Source organism: Kocuria sp., from assembly GCF_030538595.1.
Classification (GTDB): domain Bacteria; phylum Actinomycetota; class Actinomycetes; order Actinomycetales; family Micrococcaceae; genus Kocuria.
Genome location: NZ_JAUNTS010000009.1, coordinates 1 through 23,750 on the forward strand (window position 1 = coordinate 1; position 23,750 = coordinate 23,750).

General features: G+C 62.1%; 23 protein-coding genes and 1 tRNA gene. 14 read left to right on the forward strand and 10 right to left on the reverse strand.

What is annotated here, in order from left to right; translation table 11 throughout:
• The first annotated feature begins 108 nt into the window (after positions 1-108).
• Positions 109-181, forward strand: a tRNA-Phe gene (locus tag Q4G32_RS08715).
• 590 nt (positions 182-771) lie between these two features.
• Here Q4G32_RS08715 and Q4G32_RS08725 read toward each other — a convergent pair.
• The 3 genes from Q4G32_RS08725 to Q4G32_RS08735 form a co-directional block, all read right to left on the reverse strand.
• On the reverse strand, positions 772-2,097 hold the full coding sequence (locus Q4G32_RS08725) for a hypothetical protein (RefSeq protein WP_303350726.1): 1,326 nt from the start codon (positions 2,095-2,097) through the stop codon (positions 772-774).
• A 108-nt stretch (positions 2,098-2,205) separates the two neighbouring features.
• A complete protein-coding gene (locus tag Q4G32_RS08730) occupies positions 2,206-3,078 on the reverse strand; it encodes a hypothetical protein (protein WP_303350727.1) in 873 nt (290 codons plus the stop codon).
• A 6-nt stretch (positions 3,079-3,084) separates the two neighbouring features.
• Positions 3,085-3,891, reverse strand: coding sequence for an exodeoxyribonuclease III (locus Q4G32_RS08735; protein ID WP_303350728.1), 807 nt, complete (start codon positions 3,889-3,891; stop codon positions 3,085-3,087).
• A 456-nt stretch (positions 3,892-4,347) separates the two neighbouring features.
• Here Q4G32_RS08735 and Q4G32_RS08740 point away from each other — a divergent pair, with 456 nt between their 5' ends.
• On the forward strand, positions 4,348-5,562 hold the full coding sequence (locus Q4G32_RS08740) for a putative glycoside hydrolase (protein WP_303350729.1): 1,215 nt from the start codon (positions 4,348-4,350) through the stop codon (positions 5,560-5,562).
• A gap of 91 nt (positions 5,563-5,653) precedes the next feature.
• Here Q4G32_RS08740 and nadE read toward each other — a convergent pair whose 3' ends face one another.
• Positions 5,654-6,478: an ammonia-dependent NAD(+) synthetase gene (gene nadE, locus Q4G32_RS08745; RefSeq protein WP_303350730.1), complete on the reverse strand. Its 825-nt coding sequence runs from the start codon at positions 6,476-6,478 to the stop codon at positions 5,654-5,656.
• A 173-nt stretch (positions 6,479-6,651) separates the two neighbouring features.
• Here nadE and Q4G32_RS08750 point away from each other — a divergent pair, with 173 nt between their 5' ends.
• The 9 genes from Q4G32_RS08750 to Q4G32_RS08790 all read left to right on the forward strand — a co-directional run bounded on the left by Q4G32_RS08750 (position 6,652) and on the right by Q4G32_RS08790 (position 13,476).
• Positions 6,652-7,050 carry a TOBE domain-containing protein gene (locus Q4G32_RS08750; protein ID WP_303350731.1) on the forward strand — a complete coding sequence of 133 codons (399 nt, stop codon included), beginning with the start codon at positions 6,652-6,654 and terminating at the stop codon, positions 7,048-7,050.
• Positions 7,047-7,871, forward strand: coding sequence for a molybdate ABC transporter substrate-binding protein (modA, locus tag Q4G32_RS08755; protein ID WP_303350732.1), 825 nt, complete (start codon positions 7,047-7,049; stop codon positions 7,869-7,871). Before Q4G32_RS08750 ends, modA begins: the two co-directional genes overlap by 4 nt.
• Positions 7,872-7,876: 5 nt before the next feature.
• On the forward strand, positions 7,877-8,680 hold the full coding sequence (locus tag Q4G32_RS08760; RefSeq protein WP_441327484.1) for an ABC transporter permease: 804 nt from the start codon (positions 7,877-7,879) through the stop codon (positions 8,678-8,680).
• On the forward strand, positions 8,677-9,309 hold the full coding sequence (locus Q4G32_RS08765) for an ATP-binding cassette domain-containing protein (protein WP_303350733.1): 633 nt from the start codon (positions 8,677-8,679) through the stop codon (positions 9,307-9,309). The genes Q4G32_RS08760 and Q4G32_RS08765 overlap by 4 nt, the downstream gene beginning before the upstream one ends.
• A gap of 84 nt (positions 9,310-9,393) precedes the next feature.
• Positions 9,394-9,672 carry a type II toxin-antitoxin system Phd/YefM family antitoxin gene (locus tag Q4G32_RS08770; RefSeq protein WP_303350734.1) on the forward strand — a complete coding sequence of 93 codons (279 nt, stop codon included), beginning with the start codon at positions 9,394-9,396 and terminating at the stop codon, positions 9,670-9,672.
• A 3-nt stretch (positions 9,673-9,675) separates the two neighbouring features.
• A complete protein-coding gene (locus Q4G32_RS08775) occupies positions 9,676-10,071 on the forward strand; it encodes a type II toxin-antitoxin system VapC family toxin (protein WP_303350735.1) in 396 nt (131 codons plus the stop codon).
• A 152-nt stretch (positions 10,072-10,223) separates the two neighbouring features.
• Positions 10,224-11,753 carry a CoA-acylating methylmalonate-semialdehyde dehydrogenase gene (locus Q4G32_RS08780; RefSeq protein WP_303350736.1) on the forward strand — a complete coding sequence of 510 codons (1,530 nt, stop codon included), beginning with the start codon at positions 10,224-10,226 and terminating at the stop codon, positions 11,751-11,753.
• The gene (gene mmsB, locus Q4G32_RS08785) at positions 11,750-12,688 is read left to right on the forward strand and encodes a 3-hydroxyisobutyrate dehydrogenase (RefSeq protein WP_303350737.1); all 939 of its coding nucleotides are present in this window, start codon (positions 11,750-11,752) and stop codon (positions 12,686-12,688) included. Before Q4G32_RS08780 ends, mmsB begins: the two co-directional genes overlap by 4 nt.
• A 2-nt stretch (positions 12,689-12,690) precedes the next feature.
• A complete protein-coding gene (locus Q4G32_RS08790) occupies positions 12,691-13,476 on the forward strand; it encodes an enoyl-CoA hydratase (RefSeq protein ID WP_441327483.1) in 786 nt (261 codons plus the stop codon).
• 98 nt (positions 13,477-13,574) lie between these two features.
• Here the strand turns inward: Q4G32_RS08790 and Q4G32_RS08795 are convergent, their stop codons facing one another.
• Positions 13,575-13,955: a hypothetical protein gene (locus Q4G32_RS08795; RefSeq protein WP_303350739.1), complete on the reverse strand. Its 381-nt coding sequence runs from the start codon at positions 13,953-13,955 to the stop codon at positions 13,575-13,577.
• A gap of 253 nt (positions 13,956-14,208) precedes the next feature.
• On the opposite strand from Q4G32_RS08795, the gene Q4G32_RS08800 reads away from it, so the two are divergent.
• The gene (locus tag Q4G32_RS08800) at positions 14,209-15,525 is read left to right on the forward strand and encodes a sensor histidine kinase (RefSeq protein ID WP_303350740.1); all 1,317 of its coding nucleotides are present in this window, start codon (positions 14,209-14,211) and stop codon (positions 15,523-15,525) included.
• Positions 15,522-16,196, forward strand: coding sequence for a response regulator transcription factor (locus Q4G32_RS08805; protein ID WP_303350742.1), 675 nt, complete (start codon positions 15,522-15,524; stop codon positions 16,194-16,196). Before Q4G32_RS08800 ends, Q4G32_RS08805 begins: the two co-directional genes overlap by 4 nt.
• Before the next feature lie 159 nt (positions 16,197-16,355).
• Here the strand turns inward: Q4G32_RS08805 and Q4G32_RS08810 are convergent, their stop codons facing one another.
• From Q4G32_RS08810 to Q4G32_RS08830, 5 genes are all read right to left on the reverse strand, one after another.
• The gene (locus tag Q4G32_RS08810) at positions 16,356-16,895 is read right to left on the reverse strand and encodes a MarR family winged helix-turn-helix transcriptional regulator (protein WP_303350744.1); all 540 of its coding nucleotides are present in this window, start codon (positions 16,893-16,895) and stop codon (positions 16,356-16,358) included.
• A 6-nt stretch (positions 16,896-16,901) separates the two neighbouring features.
• The gene (locus tag Q4G32_RS08815) at positions 16,902-18,734 is read right to left on the reverse strand and encodes an AMP-binding protein (RefSeq protein ID WP_303350746.1); all 1,833 of its coding nucleotides are present in this window, start codon (positions 18,732-18,734) and stop codon (positions 16,902-16,904) included.
• Between the two features lie 87 nt (positions 18,735-18,821).
• On the reverse strand, positions 18,822-19,400 hold the full coding sequence (locus Q4G32_RS08820; RefSeq protein ID WP_303350747.1) for a TetR/AcrR family transcriptional regulator: 579 nt from the start codon (positions 19,398-19,400) through the stop codon (positions 18,822-18,824).
• Positions 19,401-19,705: 305 nt separating this feature from the next.
• Positions 19,706-20,473 (reverse strand): hypothetical protein, encoded by a 768-nt coding sequence (locus tag Q4G32_RS08825; RefSeq protein ID WP_303350749.1) that lies wholly within the window; start codon positions 20,471-20,473, stop codon positions 19,706-19,708.
• A gap of 397 nt (positions 20,474-20,870) precedes the next feature.
• Entirely contained in the window at positions 20,871-22,181 is a 1,311-nt protein-coding gene (locus tag Q4G32_RS08830; protein ID WP_303350751.1) for an ISL3 family transposase, read from the reverse strand.
• A 278-nt stretch (positions 22,182-22,459) separates the two neighbouring features.
• Between Q4G32_RS08830 and Q4G32_RS08835 the strand changes: the two genes are divergently transcribed.
• A complete protein-coding gene (locus Q4G32_RS08835) occupies positions 22,460-23,668 on the forward strand; it encodes an acyl-CoA dehydrogenase family protein (RefSeq protein WP_303350753.1) in 1,209 nt (402 codons plus the stop codon).
• The last annotated feature ends 82 nt before the right edge of the window (positions 23,669-23,750 follow it).

Here is a 23,750-nt window from a genome sequence, read left to right on the forward strand (position 1 = left end):
TAGCGCGCCGCCCTGTCACGGCGGAGGTCGCGGGTTCAAGTCCCGTCAGGGTCGCAAAGACGGCGTCAGTTCAACTGAGCGCCGTCTTGGCATCCCACTGGGGTGTCTGGCTCTGTAGCTCAGTTGGTAGAGCGTGCGACTGAAAATCGTAAGGTCACCGGATCGACGCCGGTCGGAGCCACTGAAACCCCCGCGTAGCTTCTACATCGCGGGGGTTTCTTCATGTCTGGCGGTGTCCGGCATCGCCTGTGGAGGTTAGCGGACAAAATGTGTGTAAATCCCGGGTGTGTTATCTGTGGTGTTGTCCTGCACAGCCGTGTTGGATGCCGTTGCCGTCTTCGGGGCTGAATCCGGTGTTGTAGAGCACTGGCCCGATCTGTTCCTCTCGTTCAGTGTGCTGTGGTCGTGGTGGCGGAGAACTGATTCCACCGTGCCTTCCCAGCTTCCATAGACACCTAACCTTCGCAAGCCGTGCGCAGTTTGATACCCCATCAGCCCTGATGAGGTATCAAACTGCGCACGGCTTGCGGGTTAGCCACAGGGTATGCACCGGTAGCCGGTGGAACCAGCGATGGTGGTGCCGCTTTTGACCAGGGGGCGGGCGCATACACCACACGTGGGTCTGTTTCGTGGAAGGGACACCTGACATGCTCTCAAAGCATGTCAAGGCTGGTGTTGCCATACTGCTGGTTGGGATCCAGGGGCCTGCGCTACACACTTCTTGGCGTATAACCCCCCACTGCTGCGGGCGGGGACGGTGAGTGGTTGCCGTCATGGTGCAGGGTCGTGAGGGCTGGAGAACCCTTGAACGCCGTGTTTGGACCGTTTGGCATGATCTACCCGCTGTCGCGTGTAGGTCAGATAGAGCGCAAACAGCCCCACGGGTATCAAGCCCACGCCAACCCACCACCACAGACTCCACTGCTCAGCCATGACCATGAGCGTGGGTATCAAGAACGCGAGGATGATTATTACAGTGAGTGCTCGAACTGCTGTGACGTTGGATTGATAAGCCTGCGGTGAGGTGTCCAGCATGTTGTCCGCCATGAAGATTGACGGCCGGAAGAAGGCGAACCAGGGCAACGCGATTGCAACCGTGAAAGCCAGACCTCCCATGAGCGCCATGGCACAGGCCAGTGACAAGCATGCGCCAAGCCACGCGAACCCATACATGTCAGGCTCCGGCAAGGGGCCTTCCCAGGTGGCGGCTGCCCAGGTGTCCGGCGTCAAGCCCTCTCGAACGGGCGGTAGCAGGGTTACCAGGAGCAGCACGGCAGCTATGGGTAAAACCGTGACGAACGGGACCACCATGGTGCGCCACAAGGAACCCAGGATTGGACCCATTTGAGCATCGCGTCGCCACAGTGACTCCACCACAGCCCACACGGTGGGCACGGCGGGGGCAACGAACAGTACCCAGCCTCCGATCACGGCAACATTGCCATCGCTGGCGCTGACCGTGATCAGCCCCGCCAGCGACAACGCAGCACACAGGCCGAAGAGAATGCGGGTGAGTGGAGAGAGCATTCGAGCCATGATGCTGTCCTGCTCACTGGTTGCGTACTGAACCTCCACGCGTTTCTCCACCATGGCTTGAGCAGCTTTGGCTCGCGCAGCTTGACCGACGCGCCGAACGCTTCCCGGCTTGATGGCGGAGCGAACCATGGTGGCCACGAGCACCAACACGCAGGCAAACATCACCAGAACAGCGGCAAGAGCTGCCAGGTACTCGTAGTCGTTCCTCATGGAGTAGCCCGCTCTGATCCGTGGCCAGGCGCTGCCGCGAATCCCTTGAGCAGTGGCGAACATCAAGATCAGCCATGTTGCGGCAGCTCCACTGACCGCAGCAACTAGGACCGCACCGAAATCCCAGGCAGAAGCCTTACGCCTGAATTTCCACATGGACCGTGCCCAGCCAAGGAGCAGCAGCCCCACGGTGACCTGTGCCGCCGCCATGACCACGTACGGAAGTGCGCTTCCAACAGAGGAAAGGTAGGCCACGGCAAAGGTCAACACGGGCGCCACAACCATGAGGGCCAAGGTTGTCCAACGCAGCCCGGGGCTCACGGCAGGAGGGTTGGCGGAAGCAGAAGGCATAACAGATGTCCCGTTCATCGTGGGTCACTGGTATTTGAATGGTAATGGGTATCGGTGGCGGGCTCTGAGGCAGGTGACTCTGCAATGCCCTGGAATTCGATTGCTCTTCTACCCTGCGTACTCCAAATGCGCCAGCGGCATCCAACGCTTCATGATCCGCCGCAGAGCAACCTCGGCGCTGAGGTCGTCGCCGTCGTCCAGCAAGTGCAACGCGTCCTGGAAATCGCGTGGACTTTCATCCGGTTGCAGGGGCGCGGCGATGGACCCGTAATCCAGGCAAATGACAGCGGAGGAGGAGAACTGCGCAGCCCAGCGCGCCATGCGGTGCAGGTCCGCCCCAAGCTCCAGGAGCTCTTCATCCTGAGTGGCATTCAGCACTTGTGCACCCCATGCTGCACGCCGGGCCGCAGTATCAGCGGGGACGATCATTCGGTGGGTGACGTGTCCGTCCTGGTCCAGCGGGGCACGGTCCTCATCCGCGAACAAGGAGAACCAGCTCATGGGAACGGTCCAGTTGGAGTCTCTGGCGAAGTTGCGGGTGCGGCGCTCGGCCCGAATGTGCCGGGCTTGTTTACGGACCTCCTCCTGGTTCAGGAGCAAGGTGATCAACGGTTGGTTGTGCTGCTGTTCCTCAGAGGTCACTGTTTGCAGGGCTCTGTGCAGCTGTTGCGGTGGGTGATACACGGGAAAGTCGGCGCGCTGGGTCAGCAGACCGTGTGCAGCGGCGGGCGCTGCGGAGAAGTTCATGGTCCACAACGGCTCCCTGGCCGGGGGCAAAGCACCCCGCTCCTGCGTGCAGAGACGCGCCAGGGTTTCGGACAGTTGACCGTCCTGACCCACCTGCGGTGACACGGCGCTGCTGACCCGATCGCGGTAGGCCGGTTCCAAGTCCTCAAGGGCCACATAGGCGCGCAACGTGAACCGCTGGGGTAGTCCTGCGGCTCCGCGCCACGCGCTTCCGGCATTGAGAAGTGGGGTCATGGGAAACTACAGCGCAACCTCAATGACAACGGGAGCGTGATCCGATGCCCCTTTGCCTTTGCGTTCTTCCCGGTCGATCTCAGCCCCCGTGACCTGTGCAGCCAAAGCAGGCGAGCACAGCTGGAAATCAATCTTCATGCCCTCCTTTTTGGGAAAGCGCAGCTGGGTGTAATCCCAGTAGGTGTAAACGCCGGGTCCAGGGTTGTGCTCACGCAACACATCCACAAATCCGGTGTCCAGGAAGGCGTTGAAAGCTGCCCGTTCGGGCTGCGAAACATGCGTCATGTGATTGTCCAGGAAGAACTGCATGTCCCACACGTCCTCATCCCGCGGGGCCACGTTCCAGTCCCCGGCCAACACAATCTTGGCCTCCGGGTCCTGTGCCAACCACGCCCGAGCATTTCTGTTGAGCGTTTCCAGCCAGTCGAGTTTGTAAGACATGTGGGGGTCATCCAAGCCGCGGCCGTTGGGCACGTACAGGGACCACACGCGAACCCCGTTGCAGGTTGCCGCAATGGCGCGTGCTTCCTGAATGGGCTCCTGGCTGCCCTTGCCAAAGGTGGGTTGGCCGGCAAACGTGCGTTCAACCTCCTCCAGCCCCACGCGGGAGGCGATGGCCACACCGTTCCATTGGCTCAGCCCAAAATGTGCCACCTCATAGCCGGAGAACTCGAAAACCTCCCACGGGAAGTTGTCATCCTTGGCCTTGGTTTCCTGGATGGCCAGCACATCCACATCCGAACGATTCAGCCACGCCTCTACGCGGTCGGCTCGGGCACGGATGGAGTTGACGTTCCAGGTGGCGATCTTCATGCCTTCAACCCTAGGGCAGAATACAGACACGCCAATTTCCGCGGGCGTGGCGGTAGTAGCCTTGTAATTTTTGTCACCAGGCCCGTCACCCACAAGACACGGCTGGTGCGGTGACGGGGAGCGGCAATGTCTTGCGGCGCTGATGACCTGGGAAAACATGCGAAATCTCAGGGTTTTGTGTCGTGTGCATGAGAAAGCAGGCCAGTTGGAGACATGGGGTGTGGTGGGCAGGCACTCTTTCGGGGACGCCGCTCACGTTGTGCGGTGACAGTTGTTTTCAGTACCTATGGAGTGGGGAACCTGCGCAACAGGACATGGTGGGGAACGCGTGCGGCTGCGGCCACTGGGGAGTGGACGCAACCGACGTCGTGTCCATTGCGGGGTAGGCAGTACACACACTGGCCCAAGTGAAAGGCCACGTAATTTTTGGCGCATGGATGCGCCGCAGGGGGGATCATGTCCGTACCGGACACACAGGTGAGCGCAGTGGGTAGTGACGACGCCGCAGGCACGGCACCGTCTGCCCCCGCCACTGCCATTGGCCCGGCGTCCATGGCGTGGGTGCGCTGTACTCCGCATGGTTCCGGTCCCATTCCGACCGCTGAGATCCGAGCCTGGGCGGGGTGCTGCCGGGTGGCGATTTTTGACCCCTGGGAAACTGCCGCGGCCGAGCATCTGAAAGAGCTGGCCCCGGAGACCACGGTGCTGTGCCGCAAGAACATTGCCATGGTGGATCAGACGGAAACGGGTCCGCTGCTGGCCTCCGGCATGTCCTACACACAAGCCGAGCGCCACGGGGCCTGGTTTGCGGTGGATCGTGCCGGCGACCGCATTGCGTGGGAGGAGCCGGCCCAACGGTGGCAGATGCGGGTCTGGGACCCGGAGTATCGCCGTGCCTGGGTGCACAACGTGGTGCTGGAACTCACGGACTCACCCTTTGACGGCGTTCTTGCCGTGGGGGACTTGGAGGAAACTCCGCGACTGGACCTGCCGCTACCGGACTTGGGCTCCCAGACTCAGCAGCGGGAGGCCAACGATGCCCTGTTTGCGGAGGCCGGGCAGGCTCTGGCGGAGATTGGGAAGACATTGGTGGCCTCCGTGGGGGACGCTCGGCGTTCGCCGTCGCGCTGGGTTCGGCTGGCCCAGTGGGGCGGGGTTTTTGAGCCTGGCTGGTTGAGCACGGTCACGGGCCGCATCCTGGACCCGGGGACCGCGCGGCAGCAAACGCACAGCCTGGTCAGTGACCGCCCGGAAGAAGTACCCGCAGATCAGCTGGCTATTGTGCGCACCCCCGTGCCGGACAACGGTGCCCGGGAGGGGAAGGTCAGCGCTGAGCAGGCCGATTTGGCGCGGTACGGTTTGGCGGCCTACTGGGTTTTTGGTGGTGGGCACGGCATGTACGCGGCCAGTTCATGGGATGGCCGCCGCGGCCTGTGGATTCCGGAAATGGCGTGGGACCTGGGGGATCCCATTCAGGAGCCCGAATCCGTGGTCAATCTGTGGTCCCGAACTTTCACCAAGGGTTGGGCTGCGGTCAACCTGGCCAGTGACGGACGACGACGACGCCACGTGCGCCTTCCCCACGGCTATCTTCTGCCGGATGGCAGGCAGCCACCCGAGCAGGTGGTGCTCTCCGCTCATCAGGGCATTGTGCTGCGGCGGGACTTCTGAGTTCTGTTGTTTTCCGAAGACGCTGTGGGCCGCTTCCCGGCTGGGAAAGCGGCCCACAGGTGTTTTCAAACGGGAGCCGTCAATCGGCGGGCTAGGGCATCCACCAGGAGTCCATCAAGGTGACCGGAACAGTGCGCTTGTGCCGAGTGGCCAGCCAGCGGGCCTCAATCTGCTCCGCGATCTCTGACGGTACTTCCTTGCCCTCCAGGTAGTCGTCAATCTGGTCGTAACTCAAACCCAGCTCGGTTTCATCCGTTTGGCCGGGGCGCTCGTCCAGCAAATCAGCGGTGGGAGCCTTCTGCCACACGGATTCCGGTGCACCCAGGTGGGCCGCCACCGCGCGGATCTGGCGCTTGTTGAGGGTGAACAGCGGCAGGACGTCTGCGCCGCCGTCGCCAAATTTGGTGAAAAATCCGGTGACTGACTCTGCACCGTGATCCGTGCCGATCACCAGAAGGCGCCGTTCCCCGGCCAGGGCGTACTGGGCCACCATCCGTACGCGAGCTTTGACGTTGCCCTTGTTGTAATCACTGATGGCGCGCCCGGTGGCGGCGGTGAATCCCTCTTCAAAGCCGTGCACTGCGGGGCCGATGTTGAAAGTCACCACCTCATCTGCACGGATGAAACCCAGGGCTTTTTGGGCATCATCTTCATCGGCTTGGACGTTGTGCGGCAGACGGACCGCCACAAAGGTGGCTTCCTGTCCGTTGTCCCGCAGGCGTTCGGCCGCGAGCTGAGCCAGTCGTCCGGCAAGGGAAGAATCCACCCCTCCGGAAATGCCCAACACAAACCCGCCGGCCCCCGTGGAGCGGGCATAGTCCACAAGGAACTGCACTCTGCGCTCCACCTCCTGAGCGGGGTCGATGCTGGGGGAGGTGCCCATCTCCTGGATGATGGTCTTTTGGATCTCAGACATGAGCTCATGCTAATGCTGCGGTGTTACCTGGGGGTGTCTGGTGGCGGTGTCTCCTGGGAGCTGTCCCTGGGTTGCTGAAGGTGTGGAACCTCCTTGCCCCACCGATGATCCACTGTCCTGCAACTGCGTGCCACAAGATTCTTTCAACCCGCAAATGCGGATATTCTTCCCTAATGAGCATGCTTTCCGTTGCCCAGGCGGCACATTTTCTGGCTGTCAGTGATGACACCGTTCGGCGGTGGATTGCCTCCGGGCGCCTTGAATCCACCACAACAGCGTCCGGTCACACCGTGGTGGCAGGTCTGGAATTGGCCCAGCTGATCAAGAACAATGCTGTGGCTCCGGAAGATCCCACGGGGGTGGCCAGTTCGGCCCGGAACAGGTGGGTAGGGCTGGTCACCGCGGTGACCTCTGACACGGTGATGTCCCAGGTGGAAATGCAGTGCGGGCCGTACCGAGTGGTTTCCCTCATGAGCACGGAGGCCGTTCGGGACCTCGGCCTGGAGCCAGGTTCCGTGGCGACTGCCGTGGTCAAGTCCACCAACGTGGTGGTGGAGGTTCCCGGGGCATGACGTGGTTCAGATGGAGAGCAAAAGACCGGGCTGGATCAGTACGTTCTGGCGCAGGCAAGGTGGCGGCGGGAGTGGCCGGGGTCGGCGTCGTTTCTCTGGTGTTGACTGGCTGCGGGTCCGGTGGCGGGGACACGTCAGGTGCGGAAAACCAGACCATCACGGTGTACGCGGCGGCTTCTCTGACGGATTCCTTCACCGATCTTGCCGCGGAGTTTGAGGCCGATCACCCGGGAACTGAGGTGGAACTGAACTTTGCCGGTTCTTCAACTTTGGTCACACAGCTGCAAGACGGTGCCCCGGCGGATGTTTTTGCCTCGGCCGATCAGGCCAATATGGACAAGGCCGTGGAAGCTGGTTTGGTGCAGGGGCAGCCCAGCATTTTCGCCACCAATACGCTGACCATTGCGGTACCTGCCGGTAATCCAGCGGGTGTGCGTAGTTTTCAGGACTTGGGGGATGAAAACCTGAAGGTGGTCATCTGCGAATCTCGGGTGCCCTGTGGTGCAGCCACGGAGGAGATTGCGCAGCTCATGGGAGTGACCTTGTCGCCAGCGAGTGAAGAGAGTGCCGTCACGGATGTCATGGGCAAGGTGACTTCCGGGCAAGCTGATGCCGGTGTGGTCTACAAAACCGATGTCACCGCCGCGGGGGATGCCGTGGAAGACATTGAAATTCCGGAAAGTCAGCAGGTGGTCAATGAATACCCCATCGCTGCGTTGTCCTCAGCGCAGAACACAGATCTGGCCCAAGAGTTCATGGATTTTGTGGAGGGCTCGCGGGGCCAGGAGAGATTGGCGCAAGAGGGCTTTGGGGCGCCGTGACGGGATTGCGTCGTCGTAAACCCCGGTCCTATCTGGCCATGCCCTGGTGGGTGGTGCTACCTGGAATTGTGGGTGCCTTGTTCATTGCGATCCCCGTGGTGGGCATGTTCTTTCGGGTTGATGTGGGGGCATTCTGGGGGTTGATCACTTCTGATTCTGCGCGGGCGGCCTTGTGGCTCAGCCTGCGGACCGCCGCCACCAGCACGGTCCTGTGCGTGGTGCTGGGAACGCCGTTGGCTCTGATCTTGGCGCGGACGCAGTTCCGGGGTCAGAGGCTGGTGCGTTCGTTGGTCCTTCTGCCGTTGGTCCTGCCGCCCGTGGTGGGTGGTATTGCGTTGCTGTACGTCTACGGACGCGCGGGGCTGGTGGGCCAACACCTTGAAGTTTTGGGAGTTTCCGTTGCTTTCACCACCACTGCGGTGATCATTGCGCAGACTTTCGTGTCCATGCCGTTCCTGGTGGTGGGTCTGGAAGGTGCATTGCGTAGCGCAGGAACTCAGTACGAAGGGCTGGCCGCCACACTCGGGGCGGGGCCTGGCACTGTGTTGCGACGTGTCACCTTGCCGTTGGTTCTACCCGGGCTGATGTCCGGCGCGGTTCTGGCATTTGCACGCAGTCTGGGGGAGTTTGGTGCCACGCTGACCTTTGCCGGGTCTTTGCAGGGGGTCACCCGCACCTTGCCGTTGGAGATCTATCTACAGCGGGAGACTGACCCAGATGCTGCAGTAGCGTTGTCCCTGGTGCTGGTTGCCGTGGCGATTGCCGTGGTTGGGTTGACTGCCCCGCGTGTCTTGCGGCGGCAAGCATGACTTTGACCTTTGAGGTGCACGTGGCTGACCGTGACGTCCACACAGCCTGTTCTCTGGAAGCCGGCCGCACCCTGGGTCTGATCGGACCCAACGGTAGCGGCAAGTCCACGGTGCTGGATGTGCTGGCCGGGCTGCTGATCCCCAGCTCCGGGCGTGCATCCCTGGGGAAGCTGACCCTCTTTGATCTCGACGACGACGCTCGCGGCGCCTGGGTGCCACCCCATCGGCGCGCCGTGACACTCATGGCTCAAAGACCTCTGCTGTTCCCCCATTTGAGCGTTCTGGACAATGTGGCCTTTGCCCCGCGTTCGCAAGGACTCTCGCGGCGCGCTGCCCGCCGGGCAGCCATGGATTGGCTGGCTGAAACCAATGCTGATCGTTTTGCGCGGAGGCACCCGGATTCATTGTCCGGAGGTCAGGCCCAGCGGGTGGCTCTGGCACGGGCGCTGGCAGCAGAGCCGGACCTGCTGCTGTTGGACGAACCCCTGGCCCCGGTGGATGCTGCGGGTAAGGAGGATCTGCGGGCCCTGTTGACTCGGGTTCTTGACGGCCGGACCGCCGTGGTGGTCAGCCACGATCCTGCGGACGTGGAGCACTTGGCGGACCAAGCGTTGACCATGCGGGGGTGAAGGCTGGGCTGCGGTGGTGCCCAGGCGTGCGGCCAAATCCGTTGTCGCGGTTTCTTTGTCAGACTTAGGTAGTACAGTCGGGTCATGGCTACGGTGACAAAGCGTGATCTCAACCAGCGCACAACGGAAGTCCTTGCCCGAGTGATTGCGGCTGGTGAAGTGGTGGTGACCGAACGGGGTGAACCTCGGTGGCGGGTGAGTTCCTACCGGTGCCAGGATGACGCACTTGCCCGCGCGCAGCGGCAGGGTCGCTACCTGCCGCCACCAGCGAACCCTGTTCCCTGGGCTGAGGTGGCTGTCGGACCGCGTTATGAGTCCGGGGATGTTGAGGCGCTGCTTGATGAGATGAAGGGCGACCACTGAACCGTGAGCATCGTCTACCTCGATTCATCGGTGGCCCTGCGCACGCTCCTTGACGTGCCAGAGCGTTCCAGGCTTCAGCATTGGATGGAGGCACCGGACACGGACTTTGTTTCCTCCCGACTCCTGCGTACGGAGGTGGTGCGCGTGCTGCGGCGTGACAGTCGCCCTCCATCCGATGCCCAGCCCCTTCTGACTCGCGTTGGACTGTTCGACATCACGCGTGAGGTGCACACCGTGGCGGAGTCGATCGAGCGGCACGTCAAAACACTGGACGCATTGCATCTGGCCACGGCGCTGCTGATCGGAGACTCCGTGGCGGTCGCCACTCATGACGCCAGCATGAAGACTGTAGCCGAGCACTTGGGCCTGCGTGTGCTGGATCCCGTGCTGTCCGTTTGAACCGTCTTATCCGATTGATCGGGGCGCCGTCGTCGTCAAGCTCTTGAGCCACCACTCTTCCAAATAGTAGGAAGTCCAACTAAGGTGTGCCCCAGGCCACATTCGCAACGGTGCGGATGACGCGTGAATACAGACACCCCAGGAGCCTGTTGATGACTCGGACACTGACCCATTACCGCGGTGGCGATCACATGGAGGGAACCTCCGGTCGCTTTGCGGATGTCTACAACCCCAGCTCGGGTGAGGTCCAGGCTCACCTGCCGCTGGCTTCAACGCAGGAAGTGGCGTCCGTGATCGACGACGCCGCCCAAGCCCAGCCCGCGTGGGCTGCCACCAGCCCAGCCAAGCGGGCCCGCATCTTGGGCAGGTTCGTGGAACTCGTGGAGCGGGACATGGAGGAGCTTGCCCACCTGCTCTCCTCGGAACACGGTAAGACCGTTCCGGATGCCAAGGGAGATGTTCGCCGTGGCCTGGACGTGGTCGAGTTCGCCATGGGGGCTCCGCACCTGCTCAAAGGCGAGTTCTCCGACTCCGTGGGTGGGGGGATCGACACCTACTCCATGCGTCAGCCGCTCGGTGTGGTTGCGGGTATCACCCCGTTCAACTTCCCAGCCATGATCCCGCTGTGGAAGTGCGGCCCGGCCATCGCCGCAGGCAACGCTTTTGTGCTCAAACCCTCCGAACGCGATCCCTCCGTTCCGCTGAAACTGGCTGAACTGTGGACCGAGGCCGGACTGCCTGACGGCATCTTCAACGTGGTCAACGGGGACAAGGAGGCCGTGGACGCCATCATTGACGACCCCCGCATCAAGGCGGTCGGCTTTGTGGGCTCCACCCCCATTGCCCAGGCGATTTACGAACGCTGCGCCCGCAACGGCAAACGAGCCCAGTGCTTTGGCGGGGCCAAGAACCACATGATCGTCATGCCAGATGCGGACCTTGACCAGGTGGCGGACGCCCTGATCGGTGCCGCCTACGGGTCCGCCGGGGAACGCTGCATGGCCATTTCCGTGGCCGTGCCCGTGGGGCAAGAGACCGCGGACGCCCTGGTGGCCAAACTCGCCGAACGCACCCGGGGCCTGAAAGTCTCCCATTCCTTTGACGACGACGCCGATTACGGCCCTCTGGTCGGCCAAGACGCCTTGGACCGGGTGACCAAGTACATCGGGATCGGGGTGGATGAAGGTGCTGAGCTGCTGATTGACGGGCGCGATCTCACCGTTGAAGGCCATGAGGGCGGGTTCTTTATCGGACCGTCTTTGTTCGATCAGGTAACGCCTGACATGCGGATCTACCGGGAGGAGATCTTTGGGCCCGTGCTGTGTGTGGTCCGCGCTGCTGATTACCAGGAAGCTCTGGCCCTGCCCACCGACCATGAATACGGCAACGGCGTGAGCATCTTCACCCAGGACGGGGATGCCGCCCGTGACTTTGCCTCCCGCGTGGAGGTGGGGATGGTGGGGATCAATGTCCCCATCCCGGTGCCAATCGGCTACTACACCTTTGGTGGCTGGAAAGCCTCCGGTTTTGGCGATCTCAACCAGCATGGGCCGGATGCCTTCCGGTTCTACACCAAGACCAAAACGGTCACCTCACGCTGGTCCATGGCCAACAAGACCGTGGTGCCCACCGCTGAAAGTACAAAGTCCAGCTTCCACATGCCGGCAGGAGATCAGTCATGAGCCCTACTGAGACCACCACAACCGTGGCTTTCATCGGGCTGGGAAACATGGGCGGCCCCATGGCCGGGAACCTGGTGGCCGCCGGTTATCGGGTTCTCGGCTATGACCTCTTTCCGGCCGCGCTGGAAGCAGCTGCCGCCAGGGGTGTGGAGACTGCTGAAAGTGGTGAAGCGGCGGTGGCCCAGGCCGACGTCGTGATCACCATGCTGCCCAGCGGGCAGCATCTGATCGACGCCTATCAGGGCGGGCTGCTGGAGGCGGCCAAGCCGGGTGCGCTGTTCGTGGACTGCTCCACGATTGACGTTCATGACGCCCGCACTGCCGCCGATCTTGCACGCGCTGCCGGGCACCGGCCCGTGGATGCGCCCGTGTCCGGGGGAACCATGGGTGCTGAGGCGGGCACGCTGACCTTCATGGTGGGTGCCGCGGAGACTGAGGCTGCCGACGCCCGCCCGCTGTTGGAGGTTATGGGCAAGAACGTGGTGCACTGCGGTGGTTCCGGTGCCGGGCAGGCGGCCAAGGTGTGCAACAACATGATCCTGGGGGTGTCCATGATCGCGGTCTCGGAGGCCTTTGTGTTGGGGGAGCGGTTGGGGCTGAGTAACCAAGCGCTGTACGACGTCGCCGCGCACTCCTCCGGGCAGTGCTGGGCGTTGACCACCAACTGCCCGGTGCCCGGTCCGGTGCCCAGCTCACCTGCCAACCGGGACTACCAGCCCGGATTCATGGGGGCACTGATGTCCAAGGACCTGGGGCTGGCCATGGATGCCATCACCTCCACGGGAACCGCCGCCCGCATGGGGCCGCTGGCTGCGGAGATCTACCGCTCCTTTGCTGACGACGGCGGTGCCCGCACGGACTTCTCCGGAATCATCAACACCATCCGTGAGGCCTCAGGGGCTACACCTGAGAACAACAATTCCAAGGAGGCATGAGCGTGACTGACTCCCAGTCGTACGAAAACATCCTGGTAGAGACCCGCGGCCGCGTTGGTCTGATCACCCTGAACCGGCCCAAGGCATTGAACGCGCTGAACTCCAAGACCATGGAGGAAGTGGTGGCCGCGGCGCGCGCCTTTGACGCAGATCCCGGAATTGGGGCCATCCTGCTCAGCGGCTCGGAAAAAGCTTTTGCCGCAGGGGCGGACATCAAGGAGATGTCCTCTCAGTCCTATGCGGATGTGTACCTGGCGGACTGGTTTGCCCACTGGGATGAGTTCACGCGGGTGCGCACGCCAACCATAGCCGCCGTCTCCGGCTATGCGCTGGGTGGTGGGTGTGAGCTGGCCATGATGTGTGACGTCTTGATTGCTGCGGACACCGCCCAGTTCGGGCAGCCGGAGATCGACCTTGGTGTGCTGCCCGGAATGGGTGGCTCCCAGAGGCTGACCCGTGCTGTGGGCAAGGCCAAGGCCATGGACATGGTGCTGACCGGCCGGCGCATGGGCGCGGAAGAAGCCGAGCGTTCCGGTCTGGTGTCCCGCGTAGTCCCGGCTGATGAGCTGGCGGACACGGCGTTCGAGGTCGCGGAGACCATTTCCACGCGCTCGCTGGTGGCGGCACTCGCGGCCAAGGAGGCCGTGAACGTGGCCTTTGAAACCACTCTGGCGCAGGGTGTGCTCTTTGAGCGCAGAGTCTTCCACGCAGCCTTCGCCACTGAGGACCAGGCGGAAGGCATGGGCGCCTTCGCGGAGAAGCGGAAGGCGGAGTTCAAGCACCGCTGACTCCACCTCCGCCGTTTCTCTGCCGAACTCTCACGGGACTCGTCCATCAGGCGCTGATGGACGAGTCCCGTGAGGGTTCGATCCGTTCTGGCACGGTCTCACCCCAGTACTTTCACCTGCGTCCCGGTGGGAACCGTGACGGTATAGGAAGGTTCACACAGGCCCACATACCCTTCACCGCAGGCGGAACTCAACGTCAAGGTGGAGTCGGTGAGATCCCAGTTGGGTTCCGACGGCGTGCGTCCGGCTGTGGTGACCTCACGCTCCACAGTGATGACATCGGTGTCCGTATGCCGGACGTCCAGCCTGCCAAATTCGTTGTTGATGGTCAGGTGTTCCCCGTCAGCGGGGAAGGACTCGGTGGCTGTGTTGGAGATCTCCTGCGATCTATCGGAGCCACAGGCTGTGAGTAGCCAGCCTGAACTGAGCAGAAGTCCTGCTGTCAGGGTTGCACTGAGAGTGGTTTTCAGACGTGCCATGAGGGCTCTCCTTCTTGTGAATTTCCGGGATCAGGCCAGCCGGAGCAGTGACGGTCACAAGCGTCAGGAGCACGAGGGTGGCACTGAGCAGGACGGCGGTTACCGCGTGGTTGTTTGCATGCGACCAGTCCACCGGAGAGGGCCGCGAGGGGACACGGGGGTGGTCTCTCCATTGGGGGTGGAGCTGGCTCTACCCCCAACCGTCCACTTGACTGGATCGGGCGGTATCCATGCCCGGGACTACGGTTGACGTATGCCCGTATTCACTCTCCCTGTGCACCTGTCGCGGCGCATCGGCCTGGAGCTGGTGTCCGCGCTGTTGTGGCCAGTTCACCTGTGTCTCATGATTTTTTTGCCCACGTTGCCCGTGGCCTCATTGGTGGTGGCTGATGCCGAACGGGCGCGGGCTGCAACCTTGGGTACGCGCACACAGCGGTACGACGACCCACACTGGTTCTCGCGGGCACGCCACCGGTTGTTCAGCGAAGCACTGTGGAAGTACGACATCCCAGTGTCCTTGCTATCTCTTGTCATCGGGTTCATCTCCTGCGTGGTGGGAGCGGTTGTGGTCCTGTGCGGGGGGATTTTGGTGGCGGCGCCGGTTTTCCATGAGCGCGGCGTGGCCGTGAACCTCGGCCCGTGGGTGGCTTCCACACCCGCCTCGGCCTGGGGCATGGTGCCCGTGGGGCTGCTGGTGCTGGTCTGCGCGGCTGGCCTGTACCTTGTGTGCTCCCTCGGACGGGACGCGGTGGTGCGCAGCATCGGTGGTCAGGAGGCTGAACGCCTGCAGCGCGAACTGGGTACCGTTCAGTTGAATCGGGCGCAGGTCATGGAAGCCTTCGAAGCCGAACGACGACGCATTGAACGCGACCTGCACGATGGCGCCCAGCAAGACCTTGTGGCCTTGTCCATCACGCTCGGCATTCTGCAGCACACGGTGAAAGGTCTGAACGGCGGCCAAGCCGAGCGCATCCAGGACTTGTCCTCACGGGCTCAACATCAGGCTGAACGATCCTTGCTGCGACTCAGGGAAACCGTGCACGGCATTCACCCGCGGGAGCTGACTGACCACGGGTTGTTCGACGCTGTAGAGGAACTCACCGATCGCTCACCCCTCACCATCACCTACCGGCACGCAGGCGATGACTCCCGAGTGCCGTCGTCGGTTGCCGGGGCGGTGTACTTCGCGGTGTCGGAGGCACTGACCAACGTGTCCAAGCATGCGGGAGTGGGGGAGGCCGTCGTCGTGGTCGAGGTGGCGGAAGATGCCGTTCATCTTGAGGTGGCGGACCGTGGTGAAGGTGGGGTGCGTCTGGGTCGATCCGGTGAGTCCGGGCTGGCGGGTTTGAGGGAGCGTCTGCGTGCGTTGGGTGGAGAGTTGACCGTGACCGAGGGGGACGACGGCGGTACTTCCGTGACTGCTCAGGCTCCCCTGTATCCGGTCTGGAATACGCCCGGTGATGTCCCTGTCGCTGCTGTAAGCGTGGCCGCGAGACAGGTGCGGGCGATGACCGGAACTGCGCCGACTATGAATGGAGCTGCGCCCGTGATGAATAGAGCCGTCCGGTGAGAATCTTTCTGGCTGAAGACGCAGCACTGATCCGGGCGGGCATTCAGGAAGTTTTGACCAGCGCCGGTTATGACGTGATCGGGGTGGCCGCAGACGCCGATGAACTCGTGGAGGCATTCGAGCAACATTTGGCTGATGCCACCCCTCCCGACCTGATTCTCACTGATGTTCGGATGCCACCCACCGGAACCGACGACGGTCTACGTGCCGCACTGAACATCCGACGGCTGAGACCGGAGCAACCCATTGTGGTGCTTTCCGCCTATGTCTCTGGCCCTTATGTACGAACCCTGCTGGGGGAGTCCGGCCATGGTGGCGGATTGGGCTACTTGCTCAAGGAGCGGGTGGGAAAGGTCTCTGACTTCCTGTCTTCCTTGGAAGTGGTGGCTGGCGGCGGAGTCGTGATTGACCCTGACGTGGTGGCCTACACCATGAAACCGGTGGCCGATGGCCCCGTGGGGCGTTTAAGTCCACGTGAGCGGGAAGTGCTTCAACTCATGGCGGAGGGGCTGTCCAACGCGCAGATCGAGGACCGGTTGGTGGTGTCCCCGGCCGCGGTCTCCAAACATGTGGCCAACATCTTCACCAAACTCGAACTACCACCGGGTGAAGACAACCGTCGTGTGCGGGCAGTGCTGATGTGGTTGCGTGCGGATGAGTCGGCAGGCTGACCTTGAAGCGCCTGAGGGGACGCTTTTGTCCCGCATCAACACCTGATGTGGACAACGCTGAACCCTCACGGGACTCGTCCATCAGGTGCTGATGGACGAGTCCCGTGAGGGTTCGATCCGTTCTGGCTCACCCAGTTGCGGGCTCACCCGGTTACAGCCTCAGCTCTCGAAGTCGCCGGCGGCCTGCCGGAATGACTTGAGAGCCCGGTAGACGGATTCCAAGTCAGCCGGGGGCATGCCCACATCCTCGAAAACCGCGTTGAGCCCGGGGGTTGCCGCGGTGACCAGATCCCGTCCGGCGGAGGTGATCTCCACCAGACGACCGCGGCCATCGGAAGGGTCAGCCACCCGTCGTACTAATCCGGCCGCTTCAAGACGATCCACAGTGTTGGTCACGGAGGTCGGATGCACCTGTAAGCGTGCGCTGGCCTTGCTCATGGGAAGGGCACCGGAGCGGGTGAACTGCAACAACGCCAGAAGTTCATAGCGGGAGAACGTCAATCCGTGGGGCCGCAGCGCGTGATCGATCCGGGTCAGCAGGATTTGCTGCGTCCGAAAGATCGCCGTGACGGCGGCCATACCCGGTGCCGCAGCAGTCCAACCACGTTGCTCCCAATTCCGCCGAGCTTGGTCAATGGGATCACCGGCGGTGCTCGTGCCGCGTTGTTCCGGGTCAGTTTGTGTGTTGCTGGGTGTCATGAGCGCCTATTCGTTGGAACCCTGCAGCAGATCCGCATCCGAATACTCCTGCCCGCCGGTGGGAAGGCCGGCGTCGTCGTGGATCTCCGTTTCGCGGCGCCGTAGCTCCACGCGGCGAATCTTGCCGGACACCGTCTTGGGAAGCTCAAAGAACTCCAGGCGGCGAATGCGCTTGTAGGGGGCCAGCCCTTCTCGGCAGTGTTGCAGGATGCTGCGGGCGGTTTCCGCGGTGGGCTCATACCCCGCCACCAAGGCAACGTAGGCCTTGGGCACGGCCAGGCGAATGGGATCCGGTGACGGCACCACGGCCACTTCGGCCACGGCCTCGTGCTCAATCACCACGGACTCCAACTCGAACGGTGAGAGGCGGTAGTCGGAGGCCTTGAAGACATCGTCGGCGCGTCCCACGTAGGTGATCACCCCGTCCTCCGAACGGCTCACGACGTCGCCCGTGTGGTACAGCCCGTCCCGGAAGGCTTCAGCGGTCTTTGCCTCATCCCCCCAATAACCGGGGGTCAGGCCCACCGGCCGCGGATCAAGCCGCAGACACAGTTCGCCCTCGGTGGCGGATTCCTCCCCGGTGGCTTGGTCGAGCAGAACGACGTCGTACCCCGGCAAAGCCCGTCCCATGGCTCCGGGGATGACTGGTTGGCCGGGGGTATTGGCAATCTGCAGGGAGGATTCTGTCTGACCGAATCCATCCCGGATCTGAGTGCCCCACGCCTGCTGAACCTTGGCGATGACCTCCGGATTCAGGGGCTCACCGGCAGCCACCACCTTCTGCGGTGGAGTCTTCAGTTGGGTCAGATCCGCTTGAATCAGCATGCGCCATACGGTGGGCGGGGCGCAGAAGCTGGTCACGCCCTCCTGATCCATCTGTTCCATTAGGGCCTTGGCGTCAAAGCGGCCGTAGTTGTAGAGGAACACAGTGGCTTCAGCAATGAACGGCGCAAAGAAGTTGGACCAGGCGTGCTTGGCCCACCCCGGAGATGCAACGTTCAGGTGGACGTCCCCGGGCTCCAAGCCGATCCAGTACATGGTGGACAAATGCCCCACCGGGTAAGAGGTGTGGGTGTGCTCCACCAACTTGGCCTTGGACGTGGTGCCGGAGGTGAAGTAGAGCAGCAGGGTTTCATCCGCGGCGGTGGGCTCATCCAAGCTGAACTCGGCGGGTGCGGTGAAGGAGTCGGCCCAATCGTACTGAGGGTGGCTGTGTTCGCCGTCGTACCCGGGGACGCGCTCGCCGGTGGCCTCCCCGATGGTTATGACAGCGAAATCCCCGGGGACAGCGTTGAACTTGGGTGCTTGGGTGGCCGTGGTGATCACCCAGGAGGCGCGGCCGCGCTCGATGCGATCGGCAAGGTCGGTTGGGCCGAGCATCACGGTGGTGGGGATCAGGCGAGCGGCCAGCTTGGTGCAGGCAAGCATGGCTTCCCACAGTTCTACCTGGTTGCCCAGCATCAGCAGTACATGGTCACCACGCTTGACGCCAATGCTGTCCAGCCACGCAGCCACCTGGGAGGAGCGTTCCGAGAGCTGCTTATAGGTCCGCCTGGTGGAGGAGCTGTCCTGTTCCACCAACACCAGGGCCTCCTGGTCCCCGCGGGGGCCCGCCGCGATGTGATCGAACCAGTCGTACGCGAAGTTGAAGTGGCTGAACCTGGGCCATTCAAACTCCCGGTGTGCGGCACTCAGATCTGTGCGCAGGCTCAAGAGCTGGTCCCGGGCTGCGCGAAAGCGTTCGGTGACGGTGCCCTGGGCTGCGTTATCGGGCGAGGCGGCTGAGCTGGGCGAGTTGGTTGAGTTCCGGGTGGTGTTCGGCGTGGAATCAGCGGTCATAGCGTCCTCAAGTCCATTCGACTAGCTGGGTGACGGCTGAGGTGCACGTAGTGCCGTCACCGCCGTGTGATCGGAGTCACAAGCAGACTAGTTGGACCTCCTAGTAATAGACAAGGGGTCATGCGCTGCAACCCCGTGCACGATGAGCTCTCCGAGTGCCCGGTAGGAGGAGGCATCCCCGGCGCCGTGTTCCAGCGTGTGTTGCTGGATGCGATCCATGGCGGAGGCGATGATTTCGGCCACCAGCGCGGTAGGTGCGGGGCGAAACTCACCGGTGGCTACGCCATCGTCCATCAAGCGGCGCAATTTACTGGTGGCCACACGCGTATTGGTCGCGTAGACCTCGGAGGTGGCGACGTCGCGCATGAACTGGGCGGAGGCCGGTTCCAGCTCACGGGCCATGGCATCCAGATAGCCCAGCAGGCGGTCACTGACCGTGCCGGGCTGTTGCAGTGCCGCGTCCGTGGCGGTGGCGACCTCTTTGAAAAAGTCCACCAATACGACTCTGACCAGTTCTTCTCGCGTTCGCCCCAGTGCGTAGATCGTCGACTTTGAGCATTGGAGGCGAGCGACGGCGGCGTCGATGGTGAAGTGGGCGAACCCTTCGGTCAGGAACATGCCCCGGAGATGGTCGAAAACCTCCTGCTGGCGTTGGGTGCGGGTCACCGTGAAAATTATAGCGAGGTGGTGGGGCGGATCGGCGCTATGACGCAGGCAAGTTTTGCCTATATTTGCGCCTAGCGCTGCCCCGCCCCACCAGCTAGTTATCCTGAGGTCTTCCCCCATCCTTCGCGGGAATTGTGTGCAATGCGGCGTAGCGCGGCACGCCCATCTCTTGTTGCAATTGAAGCAACTATAGCGGAAACACATACACTCATAAGGAGTGCAAAATATATTGATGTTTCGCTAAACAAGTTGAATGCTAGCAAGAATATGAACGAGCTAATTAGGAAGATTAGGCTGCGCATCGCTTACCATCCCATGTAGGTGGCAAGTGCGCCACCAGCACCAGCGATACAGCTAATGGCGATTCCTGGACCCACCTTTGATCCAAGAAATTTGACTAAGGCCCAGTAAGAAACGCGCTTCTCCAAGATCGAAAGAATCGCGTCATAGCCGATCACGCTACCTCCGCAACCTGCAAGGGTTGCAGCCAGTCCAGTAAGCACTCCCTTGTCACTCTCTGCGCTTGCTGCCATGGCTCCGCTTGCGGTTGGTAGTGAGCTGGGCGATGGCGAGGGGGCCTCAAGGGCCTCATTCATGGAAGCAGCACTTTCGAGAATAGTTTCATTTCCTGCCGCATCAACGGCGACGGCATCCCCGGTGTCGTTGAACCCAAAGGCGACAGTATCGGATGGGAGTTGCGCTCCGCCAACTGCGGCGATTTCAGTATTGACCTGATGGATAGATTGTGCATCGAGCGTCTCGATGAGATCAATGTCAGCCGCTTCGGACGCGGCAACTCCCTTGCTGTGCTGGGCGGCACTCGCGGAAGCCGCTGTGGCGCCGGTTAGGGCTAAGGAGAGTATGAGTCCCGTGGCGGGGATGAACTTTTGCAGTGATTCAGTCTTCATGATGACATCCGTTTCTATGTCGGTGTGATCTATCGGACAATATTGACGCTCTCCTGTTTGTTCGATGCTGTCAATTGGGTTGGGTGATGTCTGGGCTGATCTTTGAAGGCTAAAGATGTCCTGACTAGTAGAAATAACAAAAATGTAACGAGCGGAGTGGTCCATAATAGTCTTGACTGTCCTGTCTTGTGAGGAGCGCCAGAATTGCTTTTGCCACCGGGTGAGGAGGTGGTAGGTGAGCTCTGCATAACTTTGGGACGAGGTTGAGAGGTTGCGGTGCCTAGAGGGTCCATTGTTGACTGTGTAGGTCCTATCGTGTTATGAGTGTGGGATCGATTATGAATTGCGAGGTCGCTGCGGTTTTCGGGCAGCTGCGCGACGAGTAAGCGCTGGTGTCTGGCTTTGTGTTAAACGGTACGTAAAGCTCAGTGGAATTAATCGACCAGGATGATCAGTTCGGCTGTGTCGGGCAGCCACGCCCGGCTGCTCGTGGCAGGTGTTACGCGCGGGTGCAGCGTGTCCCGCACTCGTCTCATTCATGTCCGGCTTCAGGATTGGCGGCTCATCGTAAAAGAGGGTGTAGAAGCGGTCGGAAGCCTCCGGTGTCTAGCAGTGCCCGGAGAAGGTAGTGGCCCAGATTCCTGAACCCCAGGGCCGTGCCTCGCAGGTGTTCGAATCGACCGTTGATCGCCTCTGTCGCTCCGTTGCTTGTCCCGGGATGGTCGAAGTAGGCGAGCACATCAGCAGCTCGGCGTTTCAGTGTCCTGCCCAGCGTGGTCAGTTCTTTCAGCGCTGCTGGCACTCCTACACAGAGACTCGCGATGACCGCCGACAGTCGGTCTCTGCCGCGCTTGCGGTCGGGATCGCGGTACGCGGCCACGATGCGCTGATAGACCGACCACGTGACATCGACCTGTGTGTGTTCCTCGGCACCGAGCACAGCATCGAGCCTGCTGGTCTGTTTCGCAGTGAGCAGGTTCGCACCGGTGAGTAAGACACGACGGATGCCGTAGAGCGGGTCCCCGGACCGGCCCCGGTGGCCCAGTGTCTCCTGCTGGATTCGCTGCCGACACCGCTCCACAGCGCTGCCTGCCAGCGCGACGACGTGGAACGGGTCCATCACCGGGGTAGCTTCGGGTAGCTCTTCGGTCGCGGCTGACTTGTAGCCGGTGAAGCCGTCCATCGCGATCTGTTCGATACCGTGACGGAATGCCTGTGATCGGGTAGCCAGCCAGGTTTTGAACACCTTCTTCAAACGTCCCTCAACGATGTCGAGCAGGCGGGAAGGGCCTGTCTTGTCGCGGATCGGGGTGAGATCGATCATGACGGTGACGTACTTGTCCCCGCCACGGGTGTGGCGCCATACATGCTCATCAACCCCGAGCACCCGGACACCGGCGAACCTGTTGGGATCATTGATCAGCAGTCGCTGGCCCTCGGCCAGGACAGCTTCGTTCGCGGTATGCCAGGCAACGCCCAGGCCCGCCGCGACACGAGCGACCGTGAGGTGGTCGATCACCAGGGCTTCCAGAGCCCACCGCACCCCTGCCCGAGAGAGCTTCGCTCGTTCACCCGCGGCTGTGCTTGAGTTCTCCCGCCACGACGTCCCGCATGCAGGACAGTGGTAGCGGCGGATTCTTACCAGCACCGTCGTGGGCCGGTGCCCGTAGGGAGCATGCGCGAGCTGTCGCGCGATGGTCCCCCGAGAAAGAGCCTTGCAGCCACAGTCCCGGCACCACGGATCCGGCCTCGCCAGCCTGCACTCGATCAGGGCACGGTTCGGGGTGATCAGCTGCCCCACGGCCTCCAGACCGAGTTCGTCCAGCCTACAGAACGTCGTCAGGTCAGGAGCATCAAAGGTAACGTGAGGCATGTCGAGGTCTTCCGGATGAGGCGTGTAGGAACCTTCATCATCGGAAGACCTCGACGCTTACCCCCGCACCGACGCGCCGACCAGCACCTACACCCCCCAACTGCGAAGAGCCTATCTATGGCTGATACCGAGCAATTAGCGGGCAACCATCCATTACGCAGTACGATTCATAGGGTTATCGTGCAGGTGAGCTGGATCACCCCATCGAGCCAACGTGGCCGTACGGTGCGGGAACCACCCCTCCCGCGAGTCAAACGGCCCGTAGAAAGCGAGTTCACATGCCTCCGGTCATTCGCGGTGAAGCCCCCATCGTCGAGAGCCAAGTCGGCATCCCGCACCCGGAAGTCGATCTATTTCAGGTTGAACACTTACTCAACGACGACGAACGCAACAGCCTCCACTCCATCCGCGAGGTCCTGCGCCGGGAAGTTTGTCCGGTGGTTGGCGAGTTCTGGGATCGAGAAGAGTTCCCTTTCCACCTGCTACCCGTATTGGCCAAGGCCGGTCTGGGCAACTTGGTGCTCGGGGGGCATAGCCGCCTGTTCATTGGTCTGGCCTACGCAGAGGTTGCCCGTGCAGATGTGTCCCTGAGTGCACTGGTGGGCATCCATAACGAGCTGATCCTCGGTCTGCTGCATGAGCTCGGTTCGCAGGCTCAGAAGGATCGTTGGCTGGAACCACTCAAGAACTTTGCGGCGGTCGGCTGCTTTGCGCTGACCGAACCCGAGCATGGCTCTGACATCGCTGGGGGCCTGGAAACCACGGCTGAGCGCGACGGCGACGAATGGGTACTCAACGGGTGCAAGCGCTGGATCGGTGCTGGTACATTTGCTGATTTTGCGATCGTATGGGCCCGTGACACCACCGATGGCCAGGCTAAAGCCTTCATCGTGGAAACCGATCGACCGGGCTGGTCGGCCACCAAGATCGAGCGCAAGATGGGCCTGCGCATCATGCAGAACGCGGATATCGAATTACACCAGGTGCGCATTCCAGGGGAAAACCTCATGCCCGGTGGGCACGGGTTTGCTGCGGCCAACGTGAAACTGCGTGATTCCCGAGCGTGGGTCGGCTGGCAGGGAGTTGGCGTGCAAATGGCAGCTTTTGAAATCGCGCGGGACTACGCCGTGCAGCGCAAGCAATTCGACCGCCCGCTGGCCAAGTTTCAACTTATGCAGTCGGACCTGGCCAAGATCATGGGCGGACTGTGTACCTCCACCGCGCTCATGGCGCGTCTAGCCGCTCTTCAGGAGGAGGGTAGCTTTGAGATGGTCCACGCAGCTTTGGCCAAATCAACGACGACGGCGGCAGCTCGCGAATCCGCCGCCATGGCCCGCAACATTCTGGGCGGCAACGGAGTGCTGCACGATTACGAAATCTCAAAGATTTTCAACGATGTGGAAATCCTCTACACCTACGAGGGCACGCACGAGATCAATTCGCTCATTGTGGGGCGAGCTATCACGGGGCAATCGGCTTTTGTCTAGACAGCTACCCCGCCGGGGGGGGGGGGGGGGGGGGCCCCCCCGCCGCCGTGGGGGGGGTCGACCCCCCACCACGCCCCACAAA